23 protein-coding genes and 1 riboswitch are annotated in these 25,259 nt (G+C 68.2%); of the genes, 6 read left to right on the top strand and 17 right to left on the bottom strand.

Annotation, left to right across the window (positions count from 1 at the left end):
- Positions 1-12: 12 nt before the first annotated feature.
- Entirely contained in the window at positions 13-987 is a 975-nt protein-coding gene (locus tag ACT3UE_RS02595) for an IS481 family transposase (protein ID WP_444566234.1), read from the bottom strand.
- A 118-nt stretch (positions 988-1,105) separates the two neighbouring features.
- Between ACT3UE_RS02595 and ACT3UE_RS02590 the strand changes: the two genes are divergently transcribed.
- The 3 genes from ACT3UE_RS02590 to ACT3UE_RS02580 are packed head-to-tail and all read left to right on the top strand — an operon-like array spanning position 1,106 to position 4,811.
- The gene (locus ACT3UE_RS02590) at positions 1,106-2,290 is read left to right on the top strand and encodes an isochorismate synthase (RefSeq protein WP_444555713.1); all 1,185 of its coding nucleotides are present in this window, start codon (positions 1,106-1,108) and stop codon (positions 2,288-2,290) included.
- A complete protein-coding gene (locus ACT3UE_RS02585; RefSeq protein ID WP_444555714.1) occupies positions 2,287-3,957 on the top strand; it encodes a (2,3-dihydroxybenzoyl)adenylate synthase in 1,671 nt (556 codons plus the stop codon). Before ACT3UE_RS02590 ends, ACT3UE_RS02585 begins: the two co-directional genes overlap by 4 nt.
- A complete protein-coding gene (locus ACT3UE_RS02580; RefSeq protein WP_444561611.1) occupies positions 3,954-4,811 on the top strand; it encodes an isochorismatase family protein in 858 nt (285 codons plus the stop codon). Before ACT3UE_RS02585 ends, ACT3UE_RS02580 begins: the two co-directional genes overlap by 4 nt.
- Here ACT3UE_RS02580 and ACT3UE_RS02575 read toward each other — a convergent pair.
- From ACT3UE_RS02575 to ACT3UE_RS02555, 5 genes are all read right to left on the bottom strand, one after another.
- Positions 4,808-6,127 carry a deoxyguanosinetriphosphate triphosphohydrolase gene (locus tag ACT3UE_RS02575; RefSeq protein WP_444555715.1) on the bottom strand — a complete coding sequence of 440 codons (1,320 nt, stop codon included), beginning with the start codon at positions 6,125-6,127 and terminating at the stop codon, positions 4,808-4,810. The genes ACT3UE_RS02580 and ACT3UE_RS02575 overlap by 4 nt on opposite strands.
- Positions 6,120-7,262: a tRNA dihydrouridine synthase DusB gene (gene dusB, locus ACT3UE_RS02570; protein ID WP_444561665.1), complete on the bottom strand. Its 1,143-nt coding sequence runs from the start codon at positions 7,260-7,262 to the stop codon at positions 6,120-6,122. The genes ACT3UE_RS02575 and dusB overlap by 8 nt, the downstream gene beginning before the upstream one ends.
- A 119-nt stretch (positions 7,263-7,381) precedes the next feature.
- Complete coding sequence (locus tag ACT3UE_RS02565) at positions 7,382-8,293, bottom strand: GNAT family N-acetyltransferase (RefSeq protein WP_444555716.1); 912 nt, start codon at positions 8,291-8,293, stop codon at positions 7,382-7,384.
- Positions 8,294-8,368: 75 nt separating this feature from the next.
- Positions 8,369-9,754, bottom strand: a complete 1,386-nt coding sequence (locus tag ACT3UE_RS02560; protein WP_444555717.1) for a glycine--tRNA ligase — start codon at positions 9,752-9,754, stop codon at positions 8,369-8,371.
- A gap of 103 nt (positions 9,755-9,857) precedes the next feature.
- Positions 9,858-10,856, bottom strand: coding sequence for a DMT family transporter (locus tag ACT3UE_RS02555; RefSeq protein WP_444561612.1), 999 nt, complete (start codon positions 10,854-10,856; stop codon positions 9,858-9,860).
- Positions 10,857-10,915: 59 nt separating this feature from the next.
- Between ACT3UE_RS02555 and ACT3UE_RS02550 the strand changes: the two genes are divergently transcribed.
- The gene (locus tag ACT3UE_RS02550) at positions 10,916-11,143 is read left to right on the top strand and encodes an RNA-binding S4 domain-containing protein (RefSeq protein ID WP_444555768.1); all 228 of its coding nucleotides are present in this window, start codon (positions 10,916-10,918) and stop codon (positions 11,141-11,143) included.
- 18 nt (positions 11,144-11,161) lie between these two features.
- Here ACT3UE_RS02550 and ACT3UE_RS02545 read toward each other — a convergent pair whose 3' ends face one another.
- Positions 11,162-11,779 (bottom strand): alpha/beta hydrolase, encoded by a 618-nt coding sequence (locus ACT3UE_RS02545; RefSeq protein ID WP_444566233.1) that lies wholly within the window; start codon positions 11,777-11,779, stop codon positions 11,162-11,164.
- 143 nt (positions 11,780-11,922) lie between these two features.
- Between ACT3UE_RS02545 and ACT3UE_RS02540 the strand changes: the two genes are divergently transcribed.
- On the top strand, positions 11,923-12,813 hold the full coding sequence (locus ACT3UE_RS02540) for an SGNH/GDSL hydrolase family protein (protein ID WP_444566232.1): 891 nt from the start codon (positions 11,923-11,925) through the stop codon (positions 12,811-12,813).
- A gap of 18 nt (positions 12,814-12,831) precedes the next feature.
- Here the strand turns inward: ACT3UE_RS02540 and metX are convergent, their stop codons facing one another.
- Both metX and ACT3UE_RS02530 read right to left on the bottom strand, forming a co-directional pair.
- Positions 12,832-14,007, bottom strand: a complete 1,176-nt coding sequence (gene metX, locus ACT3UE_RS02535; protein WP_444555266.1) for a homoserine O-acetyltransferase MetX — start codon at positions 14,005-14,007, stop codon at positions 12,832-12,834.
- A gap of 17 nt (positions 14,008-14,024) precedes the next feature.
- Complete coding sequence (locus ACT3UE_RS02530; protein WP_444566231.1) at positions 14,025-15,386, bottom strand: bifunctional o-acetylhomoserine/o-acetylserine sulfhydrylase; 1,362 nt, start codon at positions 15,384-15,386, stop codon at positions 14,025-14,027.
- A gap of 67 nt (positions 15,387-15,453) precedes the next feature.
- Positions 15,454-15,570: riboswitch (SAM riboswitch) on the bottom strand.
- A gap of 208 nt (positions 15,571-15,778) precedes the next feature.
- Between ACT3UE_RS02530 and ACT3UE_RS02525 the strand changes: the two genes are divergently transcribed.
- Positions 15,779-16,423: a VOC family protein gene (locus tag ACT3UE_RS02525; protein WP_444555264.1), complete on the top strand. Its 645-nt coding sequence runs from the start codon at positions 15,779-15,781 to the stop codon at positions 16,421-16,423.
- A gap of 75 nt (positions 16,424-16,498) precedes the next feature.
- On the opposite strand, the gene ACT3UE_RS02520 is transcribed toward ACT3UE_RS02525, so the two are convergent.
- Genes ACT3UE_RS02520 through ACT3UE_RS02485 form a run of 8 tightly spaced genes read right to left on the bottom strand, consistent with a single transcriptional unit; the run spans position 16,499 to position 25,196 of the window.
- Positions 16,499-17,659, bottom strand: coding sequence for a GDSL-type esterase/lipase family protein (locus ACT3UE_RS02520; protein WP_444561614.1), 1,161 nt, complete (start codon positions 17,657-17,659; stop codon positions 16,499-16,501).
- Positions 17,659-18,243, bottom strand: coding sequence for a TetR/AcrR family transcriptional regulator (locus tag ACT3UE_RS02515; protein WP_444555262.1), 585 nt, complete (start codon positions 18,241-18,243; stop codon positions 17,659-17,661). The genes ACT3UE_RS02520 and ACT3UE_RS02515 overlap by 1 nt, the downstream gene beginning before the upstream one ends.
- Positions 18,244-18,298: 55 nt before the next feature.
- Positions 18,299-19,042 (bottom strand): CPBP family intramembrane glutamic endopeptidase, encoded by a 744-nt coding sequence (locus ACT3UE_RS02510; RefSeq protein WP_444555261.1) that lies wholly within the window; start codon positions 19,040-19,042, stop codon positions 18,299-18,301.
- A gap of 9 nt (positions 19,043-19,051) precedes the next feature.
- On the bottom strand, positions 19,052-20,272 hold the full coding sequence (gene hutI / locus ACT3UE_RS02505) for an imidazolonepropionase (RefSeq protein WP_444561615.1): 1,221 nt from the start codon (positions 20,270-20,272) through the stop codon (positions 19,052-19,054).
- Positions 20,269-21,513, bottom strand: coding sequence for a formimidoylglutamate deiminase (locus ACT3UE_RS02500; protein ID WP_444555259.1), 1,245 nt, complete (start codon positions 21,511-21,513; stop codon positions 20,269-20,271). Before ACT3UE_RS02500 ends, hutI begins: the two co-directional genes overlap by 4 nt.
- On the bottom strand, positions 21,510-22,787 hold the full coding sequence (locus ACT3UE_RS02495; protein ID WP_444561616.1) for an allantoate amidohydrolase: 1,278 nt from the start codon (positions 22,785-22,787) through the stop codon (positions 21,510-21,512). The genes ACT3UE_RS02500 and ACT3UE_RS02495 overlap by 4 nt, the downstream gene beginning before the upstream one ends.
- Position 22,788: 1 nt before the next feature.
- Positions 22,789-24,483 (bottom strand): urocanate hydratase, encoded by a 1,695-nt coding sequence (locus ACT3UE_RS02490; RefSeq protein WP_444561617.1) that lies wholly within the window; start codon positions 24,481-24,483, stop codon positions 22,789-22,791.
- Positions 24,480-25,196: an IclR family transcriptional regulator gene (locus ACT3UE_RS02485; RefSeq protein WP_444561618.1), complete on the bottom strand. Its 717-nt coding sequence runs from the start codon at positions 25,194-25,196 to the stop codon at positions 24,480-24,482. Before ACT3UE_RS02485 ends, ACT3UE_RS02490 begins: the two co-directional genes overlap by 4 nt.
- Positions 25,197-25,259 lie beyond the last annotated feature (63 nt).

The following is a 25,259-nucleotide window of genomic DNA, read 5'->3' as shown; positions in this document are numbered from 1 at the left end:
TGTACTCGGCCATCAGGTTGGTGACAGGCGGCTGGTCGGGGGTTTGCCTCCGAGTGCGGTGTGGCGTCGGACAGTGTTGTAGACCTCGAGCCATGGGGCAAGGGCAGCGCTACGGTCGGCGTTGGTGGTGAACATCTGGCGGTAGGCCCATTCGGTGGCCAGGGTTCGGTTGAACCGCTCGACCTTGCCGTTCTGCCATGGGCAGTGCGGTTTGATGAACTTGTGCTTCGCGCCCAGATCGCTGATGGCGGTAGCGAAGTCTTCTGAGCGGCGGTACGACCAGTGGTTGTCGGTGATCACCCGCTCGATCTGGGCGATGCCATGGACATCAAAGAACACCGCTGCACGTCGCAAGAACCCCGCACAGGTGGTGCCCTTTTCGTCACCGAGGATCTCGGAGTACGCCAACCGGGAGTGGTCGTCGACCATCGAGTGCACGTAGTCATAGCCGATCCGGGCCTTCTTCTTCGCCGCGGTTGACCCCATCTGGCGGCCATGGGCTTTCCACCCACCGCCGTCAGGGATCTTGCCGATCTTCTTCACATCGACATGGACCAGCTCACCGGGCCGGTCGCGTTCGTAGCGCACCGCTGTGGTCTTCGAGGCCCGGATCACCTCACCGGTCAACGGGTCACACTCGCGTAGATAGGGGACCGCGTGGCGGCGCAGCACCCGCGAGACTGTGCGAGCTGGGATGTTGAGGTCAGCGCCGATCCAGTCCTGGCCGTATCGTTGCTCGTGGCGCAGCGCCACGATTCTTTCCTCAACCTCGACCGAGGTCTGGCGTGGACTGTGGTGCGGGCGCGAGGACCGATCGAGAAGGCCCGCAGAACCCTCACTACGGAACCGATTGATCCATCGGTGCGCGCACTGACGAGACACACCCTGGGCTCGCGCAGCATGCGCGACTGCCCACCCCTGGACACAGACCCGCTCTACGAGCAATTGCCGGCCACGCAAGTTCAGCCGGGCATTACGGTGGGACATGAAGACCTCCGGACGGTTGGCGACTTAGACATCACCCACCGCACCCGGAGGTCTTCGCTACGTCAAGAGCCCGGGACCGTCACCAACCTCCCGGCCGAGTACACCTAGGAAGTCAATGATGAGTACGACCACCGACACCCTCCGCGTGGCACCACCCCGGAACGAACACGCCGCCGCCCCATCGGGGCGCGGCACGGTCACCGCTGTCCGGACCGCCCGATTTGTCTCCCCCGGGTTCACCGGACAGGTCAGCGGAGCCCTGAATCTGGTCCCTTCTCCCGATTTCGAGGACGCGATCGCCCGGGCCTTCGAGACGCAACCCGATGCCGATGTCGTCATCGGCTGCCTGCCCTTTGACGCCACCGAGCCCGCCGTCTTCATCTGCGGTGCCAATGAGGCATACTCCGGCGCCACCGGCGATGTGGCCCCGGACAGCCGGACTCCCCGCATCCAGTCCCTCGTTGAGATCCCGGACGTGGCCGGATACGAACGCCGCGTCGAAGAAGCTCTGCGGTTGATTGGTGACGGACAGCTCGAAAAAGTCGTCCTGGCCCGTTCCAAGCTGGTGGCCGCCGATGGCCCGATCGACCCCCATGGGCTCCTGGAGCGGCTCCTGTCCTCCTCCGAAAATGGTTTCGGCTACCACATCCCGCTTGAACACGGGCGCTCCTTCGTGGGCCTGAGTCCCGAACTCTTGCTCGAACGAGACGGCTCCTCCGTCAGCTCCCACCCCCTGGCCGGATCCCGCCCGCGGAGTGGCGAGGACAACGAAGACCGGAAACGCGCCGCAGACCTGCGCACCTCGAGCAAGGATGCCCGTGAACACGGACTGGTCGTCGACGCCGTCACTTCCGGTCTGGCCCCGAATTGCTCCAATGTACGTGTCGAGGCCCAGGACACCACCACGACGGATTCCATGCTCCATCTCGGCACCTGGATCCGTGGGGACCTCTCTGCCCCCGGGACCTCGGGTCACCGGCCATCGGCCGCCGCCCTGGCCCGCACCCTGCACCCCACCCCTGCCGTATGCGGCACGCCGACCTCCGAGGCCCGCGCCCTTCTGCGACGCTTTGAAGCTAGCCGCGGCTACTTCACCGGCGCCGTCGGCTGGCAGGACCGCGCGGGAAACGGGGTGTGGGTGGTCGCCATCCGTGGGGCCCTGGTCGACGGCCCCACGGCCCTCATTTCGGCGGGAGCCGGCATCGTCGCCGGCTCCGATCCCCGATCGGAGGCCGCGGAGACCGGGGCCAAGTTGCGCACCGTCCTCGCGGCGCTGGGGCTCGGGGAAGGCGGCAATCGATGAACCCACAGACCATGAACTCAGCGACCCCCCTGCTGGCCGCCGGTGGCCGGCCCTGGCCAGCCGAAGCAGCAGCGGCCTACCGCCGTGACGGGTACTGGACCGGAGAACGGCTGGATCGCATCGCGGAGGCCGCGATTCGAGCCACCCCGGATCACCCTGCAGTGGTGGATGACCACGGACAGCTCAGCTATGCCGAGCTCGGCGCCCGGATCAGCCGACTGGCTGCGGTGTTCTCCCACCGGGGGCTCACCGATCGGGACCGGGTCATCCTCCAACTCCCGAACCGAATCGAACTCGTCGTCTGCGCCCTGGCCCTGATGCGCATCGGAGCCATTCCCGTTTACTGTCTGGGCAGCAGTCGTGAACGCGAGCTCACGGCCGTCGCCGACCGGGCGAAGGCCGTTGCCCTCATCGTTGGCGACATGACCGCGGACTACGACGCTGCCCGGGTCGCCGCCGACGTGGTCGAACAGGTCGCTTCAGCCAGGTGGGTCATGACCGCGGAGCAACTCCGCAGCGCCTCGATCACCGGCCGGGAGCTCGAGCAGACCTACCGCGTCTCGGGGACGGACGACATCGCCTTCCTGCAGCTCTCCGGGGGAACCACGGGTCTGCCCAAACTCATTCCCCGCACCCACGACGACTATCTGTATTCAATCCGCCGGAGCAACGTGGTGTGTGGACTGACGCCCCAGGACGTCTTCCTATCGGTGATCCCGGCCGTGCACAATTTCCCGATGAGCTCCCCCGGCTTCCTGGGCGTGCTGCTGGCCGGCGGCACCGTGGTCCTGACCGAAGACCAACTTCCCGGGGCCGTATTTGATCTCGTGGCCCTCCACCGGGTGACGGTGGTCCCGCTCGTTCCGCCGCTGGCGCATCTGTGGGTCAACCATGCCGAGCTGGAACCTGACGCCATCGGACAGCTCTCGAGCCTGCGGCTCCTGCAGGTCGGTGGCGCCAAGCTGGTCCCCGAACTGGCCCGACGGCTCATGGAGCTGGTCCCCGGGACTTTGCAACAGGTCTTCGGCATGGCCGAGGGACTGGTCTGCTATACCCGGCCCGACGACGATGCCGACACGGTCATCGGCACGCAGGGCCGGCCCATGAGCGCTGCCGACGAGATCCGGATCGTCGACGAGCAGGACCGCCCGGTCGCCTCTGGGCACCGCGGCCACCTGCTGACCCGGGGCCCCTATACGATCCGCGGGTACTTCCGGTCACCGGAGGCCAACCGCCAGGCGTTCACCGAGGACGGTTTCTACCGCACGGGTGACATCGTGCGACAGCGCGCCGACGGCTCCCTCATCGTCGAAGGGCGGTCCAAGGACCAGATCAACCGCGGCGGGGAAAAGATCTCCGCCGAGGAGGTCGAGGACATCCTGCTGGCCCATCCCGCCATCGACGATGCCGTCGTCGTGGCCGAGCCCGATGAATACCTCGGCGAACGCAGTGTCGCCATCATCGTCCCGGCACGTGCGGGCACCAGCGCGAATTCCGGAGTGGACCGGAAGTCGATCGCCTCCCATCTGCGGGACTGCGGCGTCGATGTCATGAAGGTTCCCGATCGGATCGAGACCACCGAACAGTTCCCCGTCACCGGGGTAGGAAAAATCAGCCGGGTTCGCCTGCGGACACTGCTGCGCGAGCAAAGGAGCACCAACGCATGAGCACCAACACCATGGACACGACGAACCTCGAAATCCCCGAGGCGCTTCGCTACGACTTGCCGCGCTGGGACGGGGTGAACCGGGTAGGCGATTGGATCTCCTGCCCGGAGCGCAGCATCCTCCTCGTTCACGACATGCAGAACCACTTCGTGGATAAGTATGCTGCTGACGCCGAACCGATGGACACCGTTCTGGGGAACATCGCCGAGCTCATCGCCCAGGCACGCCTACTGGGTATTCCGGTGGTTTACAGTGCCCAGCCCGGCGACCAGGATCCCGACGAACGTGCCCTTCTGACCGATTTCTGGGGCTACGGCCCTCGCACCGCGGATACCGGGATCGTGGGGTCCCTGACTCCCGCGGACGCTTCCGAAGTAATGCGCAAATGGCGCTACAGCGCTTTCCAGCGCACCGATCTGCTGGAACGCCTGCGCGCGGAAGGGCGCGACCAGTTGGTCATCACCGGGGTCTATGCCTTCATCGGCTGCTTGGCCACGGCCCTGGAGGGATTCATGTCAGATGTCCAGTCCTTCATCGTCGCCGATGCCGTAGCGGATTTCACCGCCGAGGACCACGCCCGGGCGTTGGAATGGGTTTCGGCACGCTGCGGCGTCGTGACGACGATGCAGCACCTCGGCGGCCAGTGGAAGCTGCAGACCGTGATCCGCGAGTCCGCAGCCCTGCTGGGCATTCCCGCCGCGGAGATCACTGCCGACTCCGATCTGGCCGATCTGGGTCTGGACTCGGTGCGGTTCATCCAGTTGGTCATGAAGCTCAAGAAGCAGGGCCTGGACGTCCCCCTGGAACGTCTGGTCCAGGGCGGACCGGTCTCGGGCTGGCTGAAGGAGGTCTAGAAGAGCTCGAGGCTGAAGGAATGGCCCTGCACCAGGGTGGCGTGCCATTCCTTGGCGGAGGAGTCCGTCAGGCTCGCGACCTGGTCGATGACCGCCCGCAGCCGGCCGGCATCGTCGGTGGCGCTGGCCCAGTCCTCGGCGAAGAGCGGTTCGAGATAACGGTCCCCGGTGTCCTCCAGCAACCCGACCAGTTCACCCAGCACCTCGAGCTGGCGCTGGTAGATGGGCTGGCGTTCCTGGCTGGTCATCACGTAGGCGGCGGCGAGCCCCTTCATCGCGGCGATCTCGTGATCGGTTTCCTCGGGGATGATGAGGTGGCCGTTGAACCGGGTCAGCCGGGTCGGCCCATAGACCGCCCGGGTGGCGTCGAAGGCCGACTGGCAGAACCTGCCGATGAACTGGCTGGTCATGTCCTTCAATGCGGCTGCGCCCTTGCGGGACTGGTCGTAGTGCTCGACCCATTCACCGGTGGCCTCCAGCCGGGCCAGGGCGCCGTCGATGGTCGCGGTATCGACCTCGGGCAGATACCAGCGTTGGGTGCAGTCGATGACCCGCGCCCGCTGGTCCGCATCACGGATCCACCGCAACTGGAAACGGCCGGCCACGATCGCGTCCTCCACATCGTGGACCGAATAGGAGATGTCGTCGGCCAGATCCATGACCTGGGCCTCCACGCATTTCTGCCGCGGCTCCGGGGACACGGTGGCACCGCCGTCGTGCCCCGAGCGCAGCCAGTCGAAGACGGGCAGGTCATCTTCGTAGACACCGAATTTTCCGGTCTGCCGGCCGTTGACGATGGGGGCCTCGCTCCGCCGCCACGGATATTTGCAGGCGGCGTCGAGGGTGGCACGGGTCAGGTTCAGACCTGCGGGTTCGCCGTCATCACGGAACTTCTTGGTTTCCAACCGGGTCAACAGCCGCAGGGTCTGGGCGTTGCCTTCGAATCCGCCGATGCCGGCGGCCAGTTGGTTCAGGGCCTTCTCGCCGTTGTGGCCGAAGGGCGGATGCCCCAGGTCGTGGGAAAGGCAGGCGGTGTCCACGACGTCGGGGTCGCAGCCCAGGGTGGCCCCGAGTTCGCGGCCGACCTGGGCGACTTCGAGCGAATGCGTGAGCCGGGTGCGCACGAAATCATCGGACATGGGGGCCACGACCTGGGTCTTGGCCCCCAGCCGGCGCAGTGCCGAGGAGTGCAGGACGCGGGCCCGGTCGCGTTCGAAGCTGGTGCGGTAAGCGAGCTTCTCCGGTTCGCCGACCCAGCGTTCCTCGTCGAAGGGCGTGTAGCCGGCCGGGCTGCGGCGGGTCTGCCGCTCAACCACCTGACACGTCCAGTTCGGCGGCGGAGATCATCGCACGGTGCTCCTCGTCCATGGACCTGCTGTCCAGCCACCCGTCGGGCAGATGCGTGCGTTTCGGCGATCCCGCCCGGCCGCGGGGGCCTTCGGCGCCGCCCCCGGGGTAGGGCACGTCGGCATCGAGTTCAGCGAGCAACTCGGCCAGCGAGTCCAACGTCTCCACGGCGGCCAGGGCCGCCCGCAGGTCCCCGCCGACCGCGTAGCCCTTGAAGTACCAGGCCACGTGTTTGCGGATGTCCCGAAGCGCCTTGCCCTCGTCCTCGAAGTACTCGACCAGCAGTTCGGCGTGGCGTTGGAAGCTGGTGGCCACCTCGGCCAGCCCGGGACGGAACCGGCGATCGGATCCCTCGAAGGCGGCCTGAAGGTCCCCGAAGAGCCAGGGCCGGCCCTGGCAGCCACGGCCCACGACGATGCCGTCGACCCCGGTCTGCTCGACCACGGCGACGGCGTCCTCCGCGCTCCAGATGTCCCCGTTGCCTAGCACGGGGATATCGGGCAGGGCGTTGCGCAGTTCGGCGATCGCGTCCCAGTCGGCCTTCCCGGAATAATGCTGGCCCGCCGTGCGCCCGTGCAGGGCCACGGCGGCGACGCCGGCATCACGGGCGATTTTCCCGGCCTCGATGAACGTCAGGTGGTCCTCGTCGATGCCCTTGCGCATCTTGATGGTCAGCGGGACGTCCCCGCGGGCTGCTTCGCGGGTGGCGGCTTGGATGATGGAGGTGAACAGATCCGTCTTCCACGGCAGGGCCGCTCCCCCACCGCGCCGGGTGACCTTGGGGACCGGGCAGCCGAAGTTCAGGTCGATGTGGTCCGCGCGGTCCTCCTCGACGATCAGCCGCACCGCGGCGCCGACGGTGGCCGGGTCCACCCCGTAGAGTTGGACCGAGCGGATGCCTTCGTCGTCATCGTGGGAGATGATCCGCAACGACTGTTCATTGCGTTCGACCAGCGCGCGGGAGGTCACCATCTCGGAGACGAACAACCCGCCGCCGTACTCCCGGCACAGGCGCCGGAAGGCGGCATTGGTGATGCCGGCCATCGGGGCCAGGACGACGGGGGTGTCCACCGTGAGATGGCCCAGTTGCAGCGGGGGCAGCATCAGTTGGGGCGGGGTCGGGGTATCGGGGGTAATCACGCTCACGACCCCATTGTGTCAAGAACGGGCCGATCCTCCGAATGCCGCCGCCGGGAAGGGCCCTCCCCGGCGGCCTGGGTGCATTAGTTGGCGACGATGATCGTCGTGGTCACCACGGTCGCCGATCCGGCGGTGATCAGTTCATCGGTCAGATCCGCGAGCGGGGCCATGGCGTCGTCGACTTCGAGCTTGACCGGGTACTGGTGGGCCAGCATGGCCAGCAGACCGCGGACCGCCTCACGGGCCTCGGAGTCGGAAAGGGAGGGGTCCCAGCCCATGAGCACATCGGCCGGGGCGTCGACGCGGTCGGGCTCGTAGCTGATCGCGAAGGAGAGGATCTTGCCGCCGGATTCCTTGGGCTTGTCGCGCAGCACGATGGCGCCCTTGGCCCCGGTGGCCTCGTTGAGCAGCATGGTCTGGGCACGGCCCAGGGTCATCTGCGCCCGGTCCCACTCGTGGACCGCGTTGTAGAAGTCCGCGACCACCTGGGAGAGCTCCACCGACCCGGTGGCGGCCTCCTCCAGGGTCAGTCCTTCGTCCTCGAAGACCGGCAGGCGCAAGGAGTCCGGTTCCACGACGACCCCGCGGGACCTCTGGATCTGTTCCTGGCCGAGGGAGACCGTGAAGGCGGCCGCTGCTTCACCTTCGGCGCCTTCGACCGTGTACCTGGACTTCAGTGCGGTGACCCCCGACGGGGCCGGGAATTCGCGCAGCCGCCGCAGCAGTTCGGTGGCGACCCCCTGGCGGCGCAGGCCCGGGGCGACCTCCACGAAGAACCACAGCCGGTCGGGGTGCAGCGAGGACTCGAACAGCGTGCCGGCGCCGACCGGGACGCCCTCGTCGACGGCGACGAGCGTGCGGGCCCACGGGTCATCACCATCGGCACGGAGCATCGTGCGGTCGATATGGGCCTGTGGTGTGGATGGATCCCCGAGGATCTCCAGGAGGGCCAGGTCGTCGCCTTCTTGCCACGGCCGGTAGGTGAGGTTGCTCATGATGCTCCTGATGCGAGTTGGAGGTGGTGAAACGACTGCGGGCCGGCCACCGTGGGGTGGCCGGCCCGTGGGGGCTCAGGCGCCGAGTAGACGCGTGGCCAGGTAGGACTTCACCTGGTCCAGGGCCACTCGTTCCTGGTTCATGGTGTCGCGTTCACGGATGGTCACCGCGTGGTCCTCGAGCGTGTCGAAGTCCACGGTGATGCAGAACGGGGTGCCGATCTCATCCTGGCGACGGTAGCGGCGGCCGATGGCCCCGGAATCGTCGAAGTCCACGTTCCAGTGCTTGCGCAGCTCGGCGGCCAGTTCCTTGGCTTTGGGGGTGAGTTCCTCGTTGCGGCTCAACGGCAGCACCGCGGCCTTCACCGGGGCCAGCCGCGGGTCCAGCTTGAGCACGGTGCGCTTATCGACGCCACCCTTGGAGTTCGGGGCCTCGTCCTCGGTGTAGGCATCCACCAGGAATGCCATCATCGCGCGGGTCAAGCCGAAGGAGGGCTCGATGACGTAGGGGGTGAACCGCTCGCCGGTGGCCTGGTCGAAGTAGCTCAGTTCGGTGCCCGAGCCTGCGGTGTGGGCCCCCAGGTCGTAATCGGTCCGGTTGGCCACCCCCATCAGCTCGCCCCATTCGGAGCCCTTGAAACCGAAGCGGTACTCGAAATCGACGGTACCCGCCGAGTAGTGGGCGCGTTCCCCGTCGGGAACGTCGTACTGGCGCATGTTCTCCGGGTTGATGCCCAGATCCAGGAACCAGGCCCAGCAGGCGTCGATCCATTCCCGGTACCAGTGCCCGGCGTCTTCGGGGGCGGTGAAGAACTCGATCTCCATCTGCTCGAATTCGCGGGTGCGGAAGATGAAGTTGCCCGGGGTGATCTCGTTGCGGAAGGCCTTACCGATCTGGCCGATGCCGAACGGGGGCTTCTTGCGCGAGGTGGTGAGCACGTTGTTGAAGTTCACGAAGATGCCCTGGGCGGTTTCGGGGCGCAGGAAGGTCAGCCCGGCTTCGTTGTCCACCGGGCCGAGGTAGGTCTTGACCAGGCCGGAGAAGAGCTGCGGTTCGGTCCAGCCGCCCTTGTTCCCGCAATCCGGGCAGGCGATCTCCGACATGCCATCGACCGGGTCGCGCTTCTTCTTGGCGGTGAAGGCCTCGATGAGGTGGTCTTCGCGGTGGCGTCGATGGCAGCTGGTGCACTCGACCAGCGGGTCGGTGAAGGTCGCCACATGCCCCGAGGCCTCCCAGACCGCCTTGGGCAGGATGACCGAGGAGTCCAGGCCGACCATGTCGTCGCGGCCGCGCACGAAGGACTGCCACCACTCGCGCTTGATGTTTTCCTTCAGTTCGGTCCCCAGCGGGCCGTAGTCCCAGGCGGAGCGGGATCCACCGTAGATCTCACCGGCCTGGAAGACGAAGCCGCGCCGTTTGGCGAGGGAGATGACCTGATCGAGCGGGGACTGGGGCGCCATGAATTCAACTCCAATGGTTTACGAGGCCGCTGGTTGCGGTCCGTAGCGGGGTAACAATATCGGCCAAGCCTAACGTGATCGCCGTGTCCGCAGGCAATTTCACCTACCGGCGCCCCCGCGTGGGCCGGGCCAGCCGTCCGGCCGGGACGCTGGCCAGGACGACGGCGGCCAGGGTCAGCAGGGTGCCCAGCAACGTCGCCACGGCGATGACGGTGCCCGGGGCCGGCAGGATCAGGTCGATGGCCAGCGAGCCGACGAGTTGTCCGGCGATCATGCATAATCCGGAGATCAGCACGCCCAGGGATTTGACCAGCAGGGCGCCGATGGCGATGAACACGCAGCCGAAGACCCCTCCGGTGTAGAGCCACCATTCGGCGGGGAAGGACAGCTGGTGTTCACCCCCGAGGGAGCTGAGGCCCCACAGGATGAACAGGGCGGTTCCCCCGACGAGGAAATTGACCAGGGTGGCGGTGATGGGGGTGCCGTAGGCGGCGGTCTGGGTCCCGTTCATGGCCTGCTGGAACCCCATGAACAGCCCTGCGGTGAACGGCAGGAGCACCGGCACCAGCCAGGAGAGCCCGTCGGCGGAGGATTCCAGCCGGGGCGATACCGCCCACAGTACGGCGATGATCATCAGTACGGCCCCGGCCATCCGCCGGGCGGTGATGAAGCGTTTGCCCCCGGGGCCGAATCCGACCCGGTCGACCATCAGCCCGCTCATGGTCTGTCCGGTCACGATGGCCACGGTGAACAGTGCGACGCCGATCAGGGGCACCGCGTGGCTCTGTCCGAAGACGATGTAGCCGCCGCTGATCCCCGCCAGCAGGTACCAGCGTGGGAATTCTCGTCCGGCCACGGCCCGGCGCATGGCCACCAGTCCGGCCCGCCCCCGCGGCAGCAGGACCGAGGCCAGCATCATGACCACGGTCCCGCCGGCGAAGCTGATGGCCGCCGCGGCGTTCGGGTCCCCCATCCGTTCAGCGAGCCCGCCGTTGATCCGGCCCTGGATGGGCATCATCAGTCCCCCGATGATGGCCAGGACCAGACCGGCCCATAACGGAAGGTGCCGGGCCTTCGCCCGCGGAGCAATCACTGGGGTCATCGTTGGACATGCTATCGCCGCGGTGGCGGCCGGACCTGCTCGTGACGCAAGATGGTCTCATGACAGCAGAACAGCCCCGGCCCATCAGCATCCGCGACGATTCGATCCGTTTGGGGCAGCTACTGAAGCTGGCGAGCCTGGCCGAGGACGGTTTCCATGCCAAGGAGCTCATCGAAAACGGGATGGTTCAGGTCAACGGTGAGATCGAGACCCGCCGGGGCCGGCAGTTGAAGATCGACGATGTGATCGCCCTGGCCGACGAGTCGGTGATCGTCACCTCCGAGTAGGCGCGACTCCGCCGGGTCCTAGTCCAGCACGTGGTGGCGCAGGAACTCGCCCACATGCTTCATTTCCGGTTCCGATACGCTGTGGCCCATTCCGGCATAGAGCATCTTGGTCAGGTCGGTGTGTTCCCCGGCCCAGTCCAGGGTGAAATCGATCTTCTCCTCGGTGATCACCGGGTCGGCTTGTCCGCGTCCCCAGAACATCGGCGTCCGGGCCGCCTTCGTGGCCTGGTCGTTGAAGAATTCGTGTCCGGCGGCCTGGATCGCGAATCCCGACAGTCCGACGACGGCGTCGATCTCCTCCGGTCGGTGGCGCAGGACCGAGGTCGCCACGGCCATCCCCATGGAGAAGCCCAGGAGCGTCACCGATGCGTGCTGTTCCTTCACCTCCTCCAGCCAGGCCCACACCTGCTGCACCGACTCCACGACCTTCTCCAGCGAGTAGTCCAGGTCCTCCATCAGCGGGAACCAGGTGTAGCCCGGGCCCATGGCGTAGGGGGCACGCACCGAGGCCAGGGTGAATTCCTCCGGCAGCATCGGGGCCAGGCCGATCAGGTCCTTCTCATGGGAAAGGTAGCCATGGAACAGGACCAGCAGGGGGGGTGCCCTCCCGCTCGGATTCGGGGCGGGACCAGGCAACGACGGGCTGGGGCAAAGTCTCAGTCATGCGGCCATTGAATCACGCCGGCGCGCCCGGCCACAGGACGCGGCATCGCTTCCGGCGTGCCTGCCGGTCGTGTCCCGGGGTGGTAAACCCGGGCGCCCGGTGAAATGATGTACCCGTGAGTAACAATGATGCTTCCTCCGCACCGGACCAGTCCGACCCCTCGTCCACGTCCCCCGGCGACGCGATCCGCCACCCCTGGCGCCGCATGGTCTCCCTCGGCGACTCCTTCACCGAGGGCATCGGGGATCCGGATCCGCAGAGCCCCGGCGGACACCGTGGCTGGGCCGACCGTGTCGCCGAGCAGCTCAGCCGGCAGGCGGAGGACTTCGCCTATGCCAACCTGGCGATCCGCGGCCGGCTGCTGGACCAGATCCATGAGGAGCAGCTGGAACCCGCCCTGGAACTCCGCCCGGGCCTGATCACCATTTGCGCCGGGGGCAACGACGTGCTGCGCCCCGGTGGGGATCCCGATGCCCTGGCGGTGACCATGGACCGGTTCATCGGCGAGCTCTCGGCCACCGGGGCCACGGTCCTGCTGTTCAACGGCCCCGATATCGGTGAAACCCCGGTCCTGGGCTCGATGCGCGGCCGGGTGGCCATCTACAACGAGAACTTGCGGGCCATCGGCGCCCGCCATGACGCGGTCGTCGCCGATATGTGGGCGATGCGCCAGCTCCACGAACCCCGGATGTGGGCCCCGGACCGGCTGCACTTCTCACCGCTGGGCCACCACACCATTGCGATGATGGCCCTGGATGCCCTCAACGTCGAACACGAGCTCACGGCCTTGGAGCCGAGCCCCTCGGAGCCCAAGCCCTGGAGGGTGGCCCGGCGTGAGGACCTGGTCTGGGCGCGCACGCATCTGGCGCCCTGGGTGCTGCGGCGGCTTCGGCACCAGTCCAGCGGTGACGGAATCACGGCCAAACGCCCGCAGGCCATGCCCTTTTCCCCGGGCGGGACCCCCCACAGCGTGGGTGCCGGGGATCCGCGCAACGACGCGGACTAGGTTCCCGGGGCGGGGCCCTCAGGCGTAGAACCCCGAACGAAGGACCTGGTTCAACTGTTCGATGTCGGTCAGGAAGCCATCGTGGCCGATCGGTGAATGGATGTACTGGACCTGCGGTGTCTCCGGCAGGGCAGCGGCCAGGCGCTCGGACTGCTGCGGGCCGTAGAGCCGGTCGCTGTCGACGGCGGCGATGAGGAATTCCACCCCGCCGGTCCGGGCCAGGGCGGCCTCGACCCCGCCCCGTCCCCGTCCGACGTCATGCCCCACCAGTGCCTCGGTGAGCACGATGTAGGAGTTCGCGTCGAAGCGGGTCACCAGCTTGCCGGCCTGGTGGTCCAGATAGCTTTCGACCTGGTACCGGCCCCGGTCGAAGCCGGGGCTGCCGAAGGGGTCCTCCTCGGCCTGGCCCTCGTGCCCGAAACGGATCTCCAGTTCCGGCTCGGAACGGTAGGTGATGTGGGCCAGCCGGCGGGCGATCCCCAGCCCCGCGAGGGGGCCGGTGCCACTGCCCCGGGCCACGGTGCCGACGGCGTCGAGGGCGCCGGCCGAGGGCGCCGCTCCGTAGAAGTCGCCACCGGAGAAGTCCGGATCCAGCCGGATGGCCTGCGTCTGGATCTGCCCGAAGGCGATCTGTTCGGCGGAGGCGACCGCGGTGGCCGCAATGACGGCGCACCGGGCCACGCGTTCGGGGTATTCCACCGCCCATTCCAACGCTCGCGCTCCACCGAGGGAACCGCCCAGGACGGAGTGCCAGCGTGAAATGCCCAGGTAGTCGGCCAACCGGGCCTCGGTGCGCACCGAATCCCGCACCGTGGTGAACGGGAACCGGGAGCCCCAGGCCTGCCCGTCGGGGTCGAGGCTGGAGGGCCCGCTGGAGCCATAGCAGCCGCCGACCATGTTCGGGGCCACGACGAAGAACCTGTCGGTATCGATCGTCTTTCCCGGACCCACGAGTCCTTCCCACCAGCCTTCTTCCTGGCTGTGCCCCCGGGAGACATGGGTATCCCCCGTCAGGGCGTGCAGCAACAGCACCGCATTGGAGGCCCGGGCGTCCAGGGTCCCCCAGGTCTCGTAGCCGATCATCACCTCGGGCAGCCAGCCGCCGGTCTCGAAGCGGTAGCCGCCGATGGGCACGCATTTGAGGATGCCGTCACGGATCAACGGCGCCCCGGGGGCCTGACGTCGTTCCCTCACGTCGCCGACGCCCTGGCTCACCGGACGGCCTGGACTTCCGGGGCGGCCTCTGCGGCTTCGTCCCCGGCGGCGGCCGCGGCGGCGAAACCGACCTCGAGGTCGGCGATGATGTCGTCGATGTGCTCGATGCCCACCGACAGGCGCACCAGTCCGGCTCCCACCCCGGCCGCGGCGCGTTCGGCGTCGGAGAGCTGGGAGTGCGTGGTGGAGGCCGGGTGGATCACCAGCGAGCGCACATCGCCGATGTTGGCGACGTTGGAGTGCAGTTCGAGGCCGTCGACGAAGGCCCGGCCGGCCGGTTCGCCGCCGGAGATCTCGAAGGCCAGGACCGCGCCGACGCCCCGCGGGGCGTATTTGCGGCCGAGTTCGTACCAGGGGCTGGAGGGCAGGCCGGCGAAGGCGACGGAGTCGACCTGGGCGTGGGCCTCGAGCCATTCGGCGACCTTCTGCGCGTTGGCCACATGGCGTTCCATGCGCAGGCTCAGGGTTTCCAGGCCCTGGGCGATCAGGAAGGCGTTGAACGGGGAGACCGCCGAACCCAGATCGCGCAACAACTGGACGCGCGCCTTGAGGATGAACGCCAGGTTCGCCCCCAGGGCGCCGTCGACCCCCAGATCGCGGGCGAAGACCAGCCCGTTGTAGGACTCGTCGGGGGTATTGAATTCCGGGAAGCGTTCCGGGTCGGCCGCGAAGTCGAAGTTGCCCGAATCAACGATGGCCCCGGCGACGGAGGTTCCGTGCCCGCCCAGGTACTTCGTGGCCGAGTGCACCACGATGTCGGCACCGAATTCGATGGGGCGGACCAGGTACGGGGTGCCCAGGGTGTTGTCCACGATGAGCGGGACCCCGGCTTCGTGGGCCACCGTGCTGACGCCCTCGATATCCAGGACGTCCTGGCGCGGATTGGAGATGACCTCACCGAAGAATGCCTTGGTGTTCGGTTTCACCGCGGCCCGCCAGGAATCCAGGTGGTCGGGATCCTCCACGAAGGTGACCTCGATGCCGAGGCGCTTCAACGTGTGCTTGAACAGGTTCTGCGTTCCCCCGTAGAGGCTCGGGCTGGCCACGATATGGTCCCCGGCTCCCGCGAGGTTGAGGATCGAAAGCGTGGTCGCCGCCTGGCCCGAGGCCAGCAGCAGGGCCCCGACCCCGCCTTCGAGGTCGGCGATCCGGGTTTCGACGGCTTCCTGCGTCGGGTTGCCGATGCGGGTGTAGATCGGCTCGAGTTCCTTCAGCGCGAAGCGTGCTGCGGCACTCTCGGCGCTGGGGAAGACATACGACGTCGTCTGGTAGATCGGCGGCGCCCGGGCCCCGGTGGTGGGATCCGGTGCCTGTCCGGCGTGGACCTGGCGGGTTTCAAAAGACCATGATGCAGACATTTCTGTCCCCTTCTACGACTCAGGGGCCCCTGTTCCACGGCGGTCCCGGAAGGGAACGCCGGGAGGTGACCCGCGCTTGTCCGTTCTCCTTGTGGAGGCGAACCAGGTCTTCACCCGGGGCACCCCACCGCGAGTGGAGGGTTGCCGGCCAGCAAACCGGGGTTTCGCGCTGGCACTCATGACCTGCCTCCAGTGTTGTGGATCGGGGCGGCCGCCGCAACAACGCGGCGTCAATATGACCGCAGGGCGCAACATTCCTCCCCCTCCCCCGTCCGGTCCCCCTCCTGACGGCCGCGATGGAGGCCCGGGAAACGGGTCGAGGAAAATACGAACCATGGTGATTTAGGGCACCCTAAGTCGAGACGCACCTCACAAAGTGCGATCATGAAGCCATGATGAGGTTGGATCACGTTTCGTACGCATGTGGACCAGACGGGTTGGCCGCGACGGCCGCCCGTGTCGGCAAGACTCTGGGGATCGAGTCCGTCAAGGGAGGCATTCATCCCCGCTTCGGGACCAGGAACGTCATTTTCCCGTTGAAGAACACCCAGTACCTGGAGGTCGTGGAGGTCCTGGACCACCCGTCCTCGGACAAGGCGCCGTTCGGCCAGGCCGTCCGGGCCCGATCGGAGATGGGTGGCGGATGGATGGGTTGGTGCGTCGCCGTTGACGACCTGGCCCCGTTCGAGGAACGTCTGGGCCGGTCATCGGTCCCGGGCAACCGCAAGTTCCCCGACGGCCAAGAACTGACGTGGCAGCAGATCGGCATCAAGGGCCTGATCGCCGACCCGCAGGTGCCCTACATGCTGCGCTGGGATACCGGCACCGAGGACCTGCACCCCTCCCGGGCATTGGATCCGCAGGGGCATATCTCCGGGATCGCGATCGCCGGTTCGGTCGAACGGGTCCGCGAATGGCTGGGCACCCCCTCGGAGTCGCCGTTGGGCGATGTCGAAGTCCAGTGGGAGGCCCCCAATGGCACCCCGGGAATCATGACGGTGACCTTCGAGACCCCCTCGGGGACCATCACCCTCTGATCCGCTCACGGAGGTGGAACACCGAACGACGGCGGCCCGCGGGCCGCCGTCGTTTTCGCTCTGTGCCGTCCCGGATCAGTGCCGCGGCACCGCCGCGAAGGGTCCGTCGGCGGCGAAGACCCGATCGGCGAAGCGATCGCCGATCAGCTGATGCGTTGCGGAATCCGGATGCAGGTTGTCCGGCAGCGGCAGCTCGGCCTCGTCCGGGGCCCCATACAGCTCGAGTCCGTCCAGGAAGTACAGGTTCGCATCGTCCGCCCGGTCTTCGACCAGGGAGCGCATCTCGCGGCGGATGACCTCCAAGGTCAGCCGTCCCGCCGATTCATCCCCTGGGGTCCCCGTCGCGCTGAACTTGACCTGGCTGGTCCCCAGGCTCTCCGGGACGATCGTGCCGGGGCCCGACGTGCTTTCGTGAATCGGGCAGAAGATCGGGGAGATCAACACCAGCGGCGTGGTGGGATGCCCCTCGCGGATGGTGTCAAGGAATCCGTGGATGGCCGGGACCAGGGTCCGCACGCGCATGGCATCCAGGTTCACGATGTTGATGCCGAGTTTGACGCTGATGACGTCCGCTGGCGCATCGCGGATCACCCGCGCCATGAAGGGGTCCACGAAGCAGCTGCCCCCGAAGCCGAGGTTGTGCAGTTCGACCCCGCCCCGGCGGGCTGCCACGGCGGGCCAGATCCCGCTGGGGGATGCCGCGTTCGATCCCTGGCTGATGGAGCTGCCGTGGTGGACCCACAGCGGACGGGTCCGGGGCGCGGGGTGGAGCGGCTTGTCGGAGCAGAGGCTGATCAACTCCAGGGATTCATTGTGGGGGAGGTGGAATTCGAGCGTCTTCTCCGTTGGCGCGAGGCCCTCCACGACGGTTGTGTGGTGGGGCCCGGCCACGTGGTGCATCGAGCCGGCGGCCATGTCGATTTCCACGGCGTCCCCGCCGGTGAGTTCGTCGCCGAGCTGGAGGCTGCCGTCGACGAAGACGTCGATGCGGCCACGGGGCCTTTCGCTCCCCCGGAACGCGGTGTGCGTCGAATGGGAGACGAGCTTGATCCGGGTCGCAGTCGTCCTCACGACAATGCGGACGCCCGCGGGCTGGGATTCACGGTCCATGAGGGTCTGTTCAGGGTATTGCCGGCGCACCCAGGCCGGCAGCCGGTGGATCCGCATCCCGTCGGGGGTCTGCTCGAGTTCGGCGGCGCCCCGGACGAGGTCTGTGGTGAGGTCGGTCGTGATCATCAGTGCTCCTGCTCTGTGGTGGTGGGCCAGCTAGCCAGGGCGCGGTCGAGGGCTTCCAGGGCGCGATGCCAAGACGTCCGGGTCTGCTCGTCGCGGTGCTCGAAGGAGGAGGCCCGTTCCAGGGCCAGGAACCCGTTGACCGTGGCGCCCATGAATCGGGTCGCGTGCACCAGTTCGGTCTCCGGCAGGCGGTAGCCGCGGAGCACCGAGAAGGTGAGGTCAACGAGGCGGATGGCCCCCGCGGAGCGTGCGGTCTTCGGCGTGGCGGGCCGTGCCAGGACGGCCCACCGGCCGGGGTGCTGCCCGGCGAAGTCGCGCTGGGCTTCACCCAGACCCACGAGCGCCTCGTATCCGGAGCGCCCAGCGATCCCCGCGGCCACCGCCTCGGCCACCTCGCCGAGGACGAGTTCGTGCACCCCGTCCAGCAGGGCTGCCAGATCCTTGACATGCGAGTAGAGGCTGGCCGGGCGGACGCCCACCTCCCGGGCCAACGCCGAGACCGTGATGGCCTCGAAGCCATCCCGGTCAGCCAGTTCGGCGGCTGCCTGGACCACTGCTGCCTGGTGAAGGGGTGCACGTTTCATGCATTGAACCTACACCCTGTAGGCGTTTGCCTACAAGCTGTAGGTCCAGGGGTGGCTAGGTTCCCAACCCGATCGCCGAACCGATGAGCGAATACCCCACGAAACCGGCGATATCCAGCAGCGCATGGGCGATGACCAATGGCATGACCCGGCCCGTCCGGGTGTAGATCCAGCCGAAGATCACCCCCATGACGGCGTTGCCCAGGAACGGACCGAACCCCTGGTAGAGGTGGTAGCTGCCCCGCACCACCGCGCTGGTGAGGATGATCGGCCAGGTCCCCCAGCCCAGCTGCCGCAACCGGTCGAAGAGGTACCCGATCATGATCGTCTCCTCCAGGATCCCGTGCCGGATGGCCGAGAGCACCAGCACCGGGATGGTCCACCAATATGGTTCCAGCGCCTCGGGGACGAGGGCCGTGGTCACCCCCAGCGTCCGGCCCACGGCGTAGAGCCCCAGGGTGCCGACCCCGATCAGCACGAAGAGCCCCACCCCCTGCCATGAATCCTTTCCGGGCCGGCGCAGATCGAATCCGAGCGCACGGAACCCGTTCCTGCCGGCCAGATAGAACAGGTAGAACACCAGGGCGACCGGAACCAGGGCGAACATGATGTCCATCAGCTGGTAGGTCAGATCAAAGTACTGCCGGTTGCTGAGCGAATTATTCAGCGTGGTCGTCTGTGATCCCAGCGGGCCGCGGCTGAGCTTGTCGATCAGCGAAACGATCGCGTAGAGGGCGGACTGCCCCAGCGAGAGCCCCAGGACGATCAGGATTTCCGGCCACAGGCTCTTGCTACGCATAGGTGAATACTAGGCCAGTGGCGCGGACCCCACGGCGGTCCGATCCACCCGCTGCCCGGCCCGCCAGACGGCCCCGGTCAACGGCATGCCCGGTCGGTAGGCCAGATGGGCCGCCGACGGTGCGTTGAGCAGCTGCAGATCCGCCCGTTTGCCGACCTCGATGCTGCCCACCTGGTCCTGCACCCCCAGGGCCAGGGCCCCGCCCATCGTCGCGGCCTGCAGGGCCTCGGTCAGGGACAGGCGCATCTGCAGCACCGCCGTGGAAACGCAGAAGGCCATCGAACTGGTGTAGCTGGTCCCCGGGTTGCAGTTCGAGGCCAGGGCGATCTGGACGCCGGCGTCGAGCAGCCGGCGCCCCTCGGCCAGCGGCTGCCGGGTCGAGAGGTCGCAGGCGGGCAGGCAGGTCGCCACGGTCCCGGATTCCCCCGTTCCGCTCGCGGCATCCCAACCGGACCAGGATCCGGCGAGCGCGTCGACATCCGCCTCGTCGAGGTGGTTCACATGGTCCACGCTCGCGGCCCCGAATTCCACGGCCAACCGCACCCCCGGCCCGGGACCGAGCTGGTTGCCGTGGACCCGCAGGCCCAGGCCCGCATCACGGGAGGCGGCCAGGACCCTGCGGGATTGGTCTTCGGTGAAGGCGCCGCGTTCGCAGAACACATCCGCCCATTTCACGTAGGGGCGCACGGCGGAGAGCATGTCGGAGCAGACCAGATCGGTGTATTGTTCGGCGTCGGCGCCCGGCGGGACCAGATGGGCGCCCAGATAGGTGACCTGGTCCACGATCGTGGAGGCGATCCGGGCGTGGCGGGCTTCCTCGGTGACATCCAGGCCGTAGCCGGTCTTGGTCTCCAGGTAGGTCGTCCCCCCGGCGGCGGCCTCGGCCACCCGGCCCATGAGCAGTCGGGTGAGTTCGTAATCGGTGGCGGTCCGGGTCGCCTCCATGGTGACGCTGATCCCCCCGGCCGCGTAGTCGGCGCCGGCCATCCTGGCCTCGAATTCGGCGGCCCGGTCCCCGGCGAACATCAGGTGGGTATGGGAATCCACCCAGCCCGGCAGCGCGGCCCGGCCCCCGGCGTCGTACACGGTATCCACCGCCGGGGCCTGGCGGGGATGCCCGATCCAGGCGATACGCCCCCGGTCCATGACCACGGCGGCACCGGCCAATACCCGTGCGTCAGGGTCCAGCGTGGTCAATTCCCCGACATTGGTCACCAAGGTGGCACTCATGCGAACTCCCGATGCTCGTAGATGAAGGTCCTCAACAAGGCGGCAGGATCGCCGAGCCGGGTGTGGATTCCCTCCCGGGCGACCTCGACGCCATTGATGACCACAGCGTGGACGTCGGCGGCGGTGGCCGTCAAGGGCAGCTGGGCCACCCGGCTACCGGCGGTGCGCAGACTACCGGCGTCAACCAGGAGGTGGTCGTCGTTGCCGGGCAGGGACAGGCTGCGCAGCCCCCCGGCCCGCGAAGCCGCCGACAGCTCCGCCGGGGCGAAGCGGCCGCGGATCCCGCTGCGGAGGCGTTCACCGTATTCCAGGGCCCGCATCTCCAGATACGGGTCGATGACCGCATGCTGGTCGGTGCCCAGGGCGAGGTTCGCCCCGGCGTCGACCAGGGCCCGCGCCGGGCCGATGCCATCGGCCAGATCGGCCTCCGTCGTCGGGCACATCACGATCGAGCAGCCGGCGGCCCCCAGGGCGGCGATATCGGCCTCGGTGAGGTGGGTGGCATGGACCGCCGACAGGCGTGGACCCAACAGCCCCTGCCCGGCCAACAGGGCGGTGGGGCTCACCCCGTGGGCGGCCAGGCACCCCTGGTTCTCCGCGGGCTGCTCGGAGAGGTGCACATGCAGCGGCTCGCCCGGTTCCAGGGCCGCCGCGATGACCGGCAGGGCCTGGAGAGGGACGGCCCGTACCGAGTGGAGGGCCGCGCCCAGAGTCACCAGGCCCGCCCCGTCGGCCCCGGTGGCGGGTTCCTCGGAGGCCAGGGCCGCCCGCAAGGCGGCATGGCGGCCCACCCACCCGGCGGCGTCTCCGTCGGAGAAGCGTCGTTGGGTGGCATTGAGCTCCACCGGGGCCCCCTCGGCATCGAGTCCGCCGGACAAATAGCAGGTGTCCAGCAGGACCAGTCGGATTCCCGCGGCCCGGGCGGCCCGGGCCAGAGCGCGTTCCATGTCATGGTCGGGATAGGGGGTGCCATCGGGGCCATGGTGCAGGTAATGGAATTCGCCGACGGCGGTGAACCCGCTGACCACCATCTCGGCGAACACCGCGGTGGCCAGCTGTTCGTAGCCGGCCGGATCCAGCTGGTCGGCGGCGGCATACATCCGTTCGCGCCAGGTCCAGAAGTCCCCGGCCCCACCGGTCGCCCCCTCATGGGTGCGCCCGCGCAGGATCCGGTGGAAGGCATGCGAATGCGCGTTCACCGGGCCCGGCACCTTCACGAGGTCTTCCGCGGCCCCGCTCACAGCAGGTCCTCCAGCGCGTCGGCCAGGGCCACGGTGCCGGCGGTGGCGTCCTCGTCCTCGACGTGCTCCTCGGGCGAATGGCTGATGCCCGAGGGGTTGCGCACGAAGAGCATCCCGGTGGGGACCTCGGCAGCCAGCACCCCGGCGTCGTGCCCGGCACCGGTGGACAGGGCGGGGGCCGCAGCAGTGGTGCGGCGCACCGAGTTCTGCAGGGTCCGGGTGAGGGTGGCATCGAAATGCACGGTGCCCGAATAGGATTCCTCGGTCATGGTCACCGAACAGCCTTCGAAGGCGGCGATCTTCTGTGCCTGGCCGTGGATCCGCTCCACCAGCATGGCGGTGACCGCATCGTCGGGGTGGCGCACATCCATCCAGAAATCGATCCGGGAGGCGATGACGTTGGTCCCGCCGGGGAGTGGTTCCAATCGTCCGACGGTGGCCCGCGCCCCGGTCTGGCCTGCTGCGGTCTTCCGGACGGCCAACACCATCTGGGCGGCAGCGACCATCGGATCGGCCCGGTCGGTCATCAAGGTGGTTCCCGCATGGTTTCCCTGCCCGGACACGGAGAACCGCCAGCGGCCGTGTCCGAGGATCGAGGAGGCCACGGCCACCGCGGGTCCGCGGCCGGCCGCATCGACATGGTCCTCACCATTGAGCCCCAGCCCCTGCTCGACGTGCAATTCGACGAAGTCGCCGATCCGGGCCAGTGCCGCCTCATCGCGTCCCATGGCCGCGGGGTCCAGCCCCTGGGCCTTCGAGGCCTCGGCGAAGGTGGTGCCGGATCCGTCGCGCAGGTTCAGCGCCCGCGTCGGCTCGATCGCCCCGGTGAGCAGCCGCGACCCCAGGCAGGCGACCCCGAACGCGGAGCCCTCCTCCTCGGGGAACACGGCGATGGCCATGGCCCGGTGGCGCTGCAGGTCCCCCGCGGCTTCACGGGCGGCCAACACGTCATGGGCGGCCAGCGCCGAGGCGACCCCGAGCGGGCCGTCGAAGGCCCCGCCGCCGGGGACCGAGTCCAGATGCGAACCGGTGACCAGGGCCCCGCGGCGCCCCTCGGTGGATGCGGCGCCGGGCAGATCCCACCAGGCCCAGATGATGCCGTTGGGATCGCGTTCGACGGCGAGACCACGGCGGGTGGCCTCGGTGGTGAACCATTCACGCAGTTCCAGCTCGGGGGTGGAGTAGACGGGGCGGGTGTAGCCGCCGCGGCGCCGATCGCGTCCGGTGTCCGCGATGGCCGCCATCAGTGAATTGACGGTGCTGATCTCGTTCATGCTATTCCGCCATCGGGATGCGCACGCCGCGTTCGGCAGCGACTTCGGAGGCGCGGTCGTAGCCGGCGTCGACGTGGCGGATGACGCCCATGCCCGGGTCGTTGGTCAGCAGGGCCTCGAGTTTGGCGGCGGCCAGCTCGGTGCCGTCGGCGACGGAGACCTGCCCGGCGTGGATCGAGCGGCCGATGCCCACCCCTCCCCCATGGTGGATGGACACCCAGGTGGCCCCCGAGGAGGCGGCGGTCAGGGCGTTGAGCAGCGGCCAGTCGGCGATGGCGTCGGAGCCGTCGGCCATGGCTTCGGTTTCGCGGTAGGGGCTGGCCACCGACCCGGCGTCGAGATGGTCACGGCCGATGACGATGGGGGCGGAGACCTTGCCGTCGGCGACCAGCTGGTTGAACAGGAGCCCTGCCTTGGCCCGGTCGCCGTAGCCGAGCCAGCAGATGCGGGCGGGCAGGCCCTCGAACTCCACGTGCTCGGCGGCGGCGTCGAGCCAACGGTGCAGGTGGGCGTTGTCCGGGAAGAGTTCCTTCAGCGCCTGATCGGTGACGCGGATGTCCTCCGGGTCCCCCGAGAGCGCGACCCAGCGGAAGGGGCCCAGCCCCTCGCAGAAGAGCGGACGGATGTAGGCCGGGACGAAACCGGGGAAGGCGAAGGCCCGGGCGAAGCCGCCCTGGCGGGCCTCGTCGCGGATGGAGTTGCCGTAGTCGAAGACCTCGGCTCCGGCGTCCTGGAATCCGACCATCGCCTCGACGTGGACGGCCATGGATTCCTGGGCCTTCTTGGTGAAGCCGATCGGATCGGCCTGCGCCTCGGCGTCCCACTGTTCCAGGGTGTATTCCACCGGCAGGTAGGACAGCGGATCGTGGGCGGAGGTCTGGTCGGTGACGATGTCGATGCTCAGCTCCCCCGCCCGGTGTCGGCGCAGCAGCTCGGGGAAGACCTCGGCGGCGTTGCCGACGTAACCGACGGAAAGCGCACGCTGCTCGGCCTGGGCGGCCAGGACCTTGGCCAGGGCGGTGTCCAGGTCGGTCTCCACCTCGTCGAGGTAGCGTTTGCCTTCGCGGCGGCGCAGCCTCTCCTCGGAGACATCCACGATCAGGCAGACCCCGCCGTTGAGCGTCACGGCCAGCGGTTGGGCCCCGCCCATGCCGCCGCAGCCACCGGTGAGGGTCAGCGTGCCGGCCAAGGTACCGTCCTGGTCCCCGGTGAGCTTGCGGGCGATGGCCCCGAAGGTCTCGTAGGTGCCCTGCAGGATCCCCTGGGTCCCGATGTAGATCCAGGAGCCGGCGGTCATCTGCCCGTACATCATCAGGCCTTCGGCCTCCAGCTTGCGGAATTCGGGCCAGGTGGCCCAGTCCCCGACCAGGTTGGAGTTGGCGATCAGCACGCGCGGGGCCCATTTATTGGTGGTGAACACCCCGACGGGTTTGCCGGACTGGACCAGCAGGGTCTCGTTGTCCTCCAGGGTCTCCAGCGTGCGGGTGATGGCGTCGTAGGCCTCCCAGGACCGGGCGGCCCGTCCCGTGCCGCCATAGACGACCAGGTCCTCGGGGCGTTCGGCGACCTCGGGATCCAGGTTGTTCATCAGCATGCGCAGCGGCGCCTCGGTCTGCCAGGACTTGGCGGTCAGCCCGGTCCCGCGGGCGGCACGGATGGTGCGGGCGGGGTCGTGCTGGGTGAAGGACTGGCTCATGCCGTCTGCTCCTTGCTGTCGGCGTCGTCGCCGGCTTCGGTGTCGAGTTGGTGGGTGGTGAGGATGCTGTGGGCTTCGGCGGCGACCTGGCGGCCGATCCGGGTGACCAGTTCGGGGTCCATCCGGTACGACGGCGCAATCACCGACAGGGCAGCGATCACCCGGGTTTCGTCCCCGCGGCCCACGGTGATGGGGGCGGCGATCGCCGTGACGTCCTTTTCGACGCCGCGGTCCACGACCACGTACCCGGCCGCTGGGGTCCTGCCCCGCAGGACGGCCCCGACGGCACTGTTGTCGAGCGGGACGCTCCGGCCGACCCAGGAGGTGTGGCGCACCGAATGCGTCCCCTCCTCCACCGCGATGTAGATGCTGTGCCGCGCCGCCGTTCCGCCGACCGAGGGGACGCTGAGATAGGCGGACTCCCCGGTGGCCGCCACCAGATGACGGAGGGATTCCATCGCCAGCGAGACCAGGGATTCGTGGCTCAGCGCCTGGGCACCGAGCTGGACGATCCGCATTCCCGGCCGGTAGCCGGCTTCCGGTTCGCGGCGGACGAATCCGCTGGATTCCAGCGTGCGCAATAAGCGCAGGGCGGTGGAGGCGGAGAGCCCGGTCTGTCGGGCCGCCTCGGCGAGGCTGAGATGCCCCGCGTCGCAGACGGAACCGAGCAGGTGCAGTGCCCGCTCCACCGTGCGGGTGGACGGTTCGGCCATGTCTCCTCCTGGTTCGTTGCCTCCGGGTGGATCAGACGGTTCACTGTCTTGCCACCAGACAAA

Origin of the sequence: Arthrobacter sp. 179 (assembly GCF_052379645.1) — a bacterium.
Classification (GTDB): domain Bacteria; phylum Actinomycetota; class Actinomycetes; order Actinomycetales; family Micrococcaceae; genus Arthrobacter_H.
This window is presented reverse-complemented; position numbering and strand designations above follow the sequence as displayed.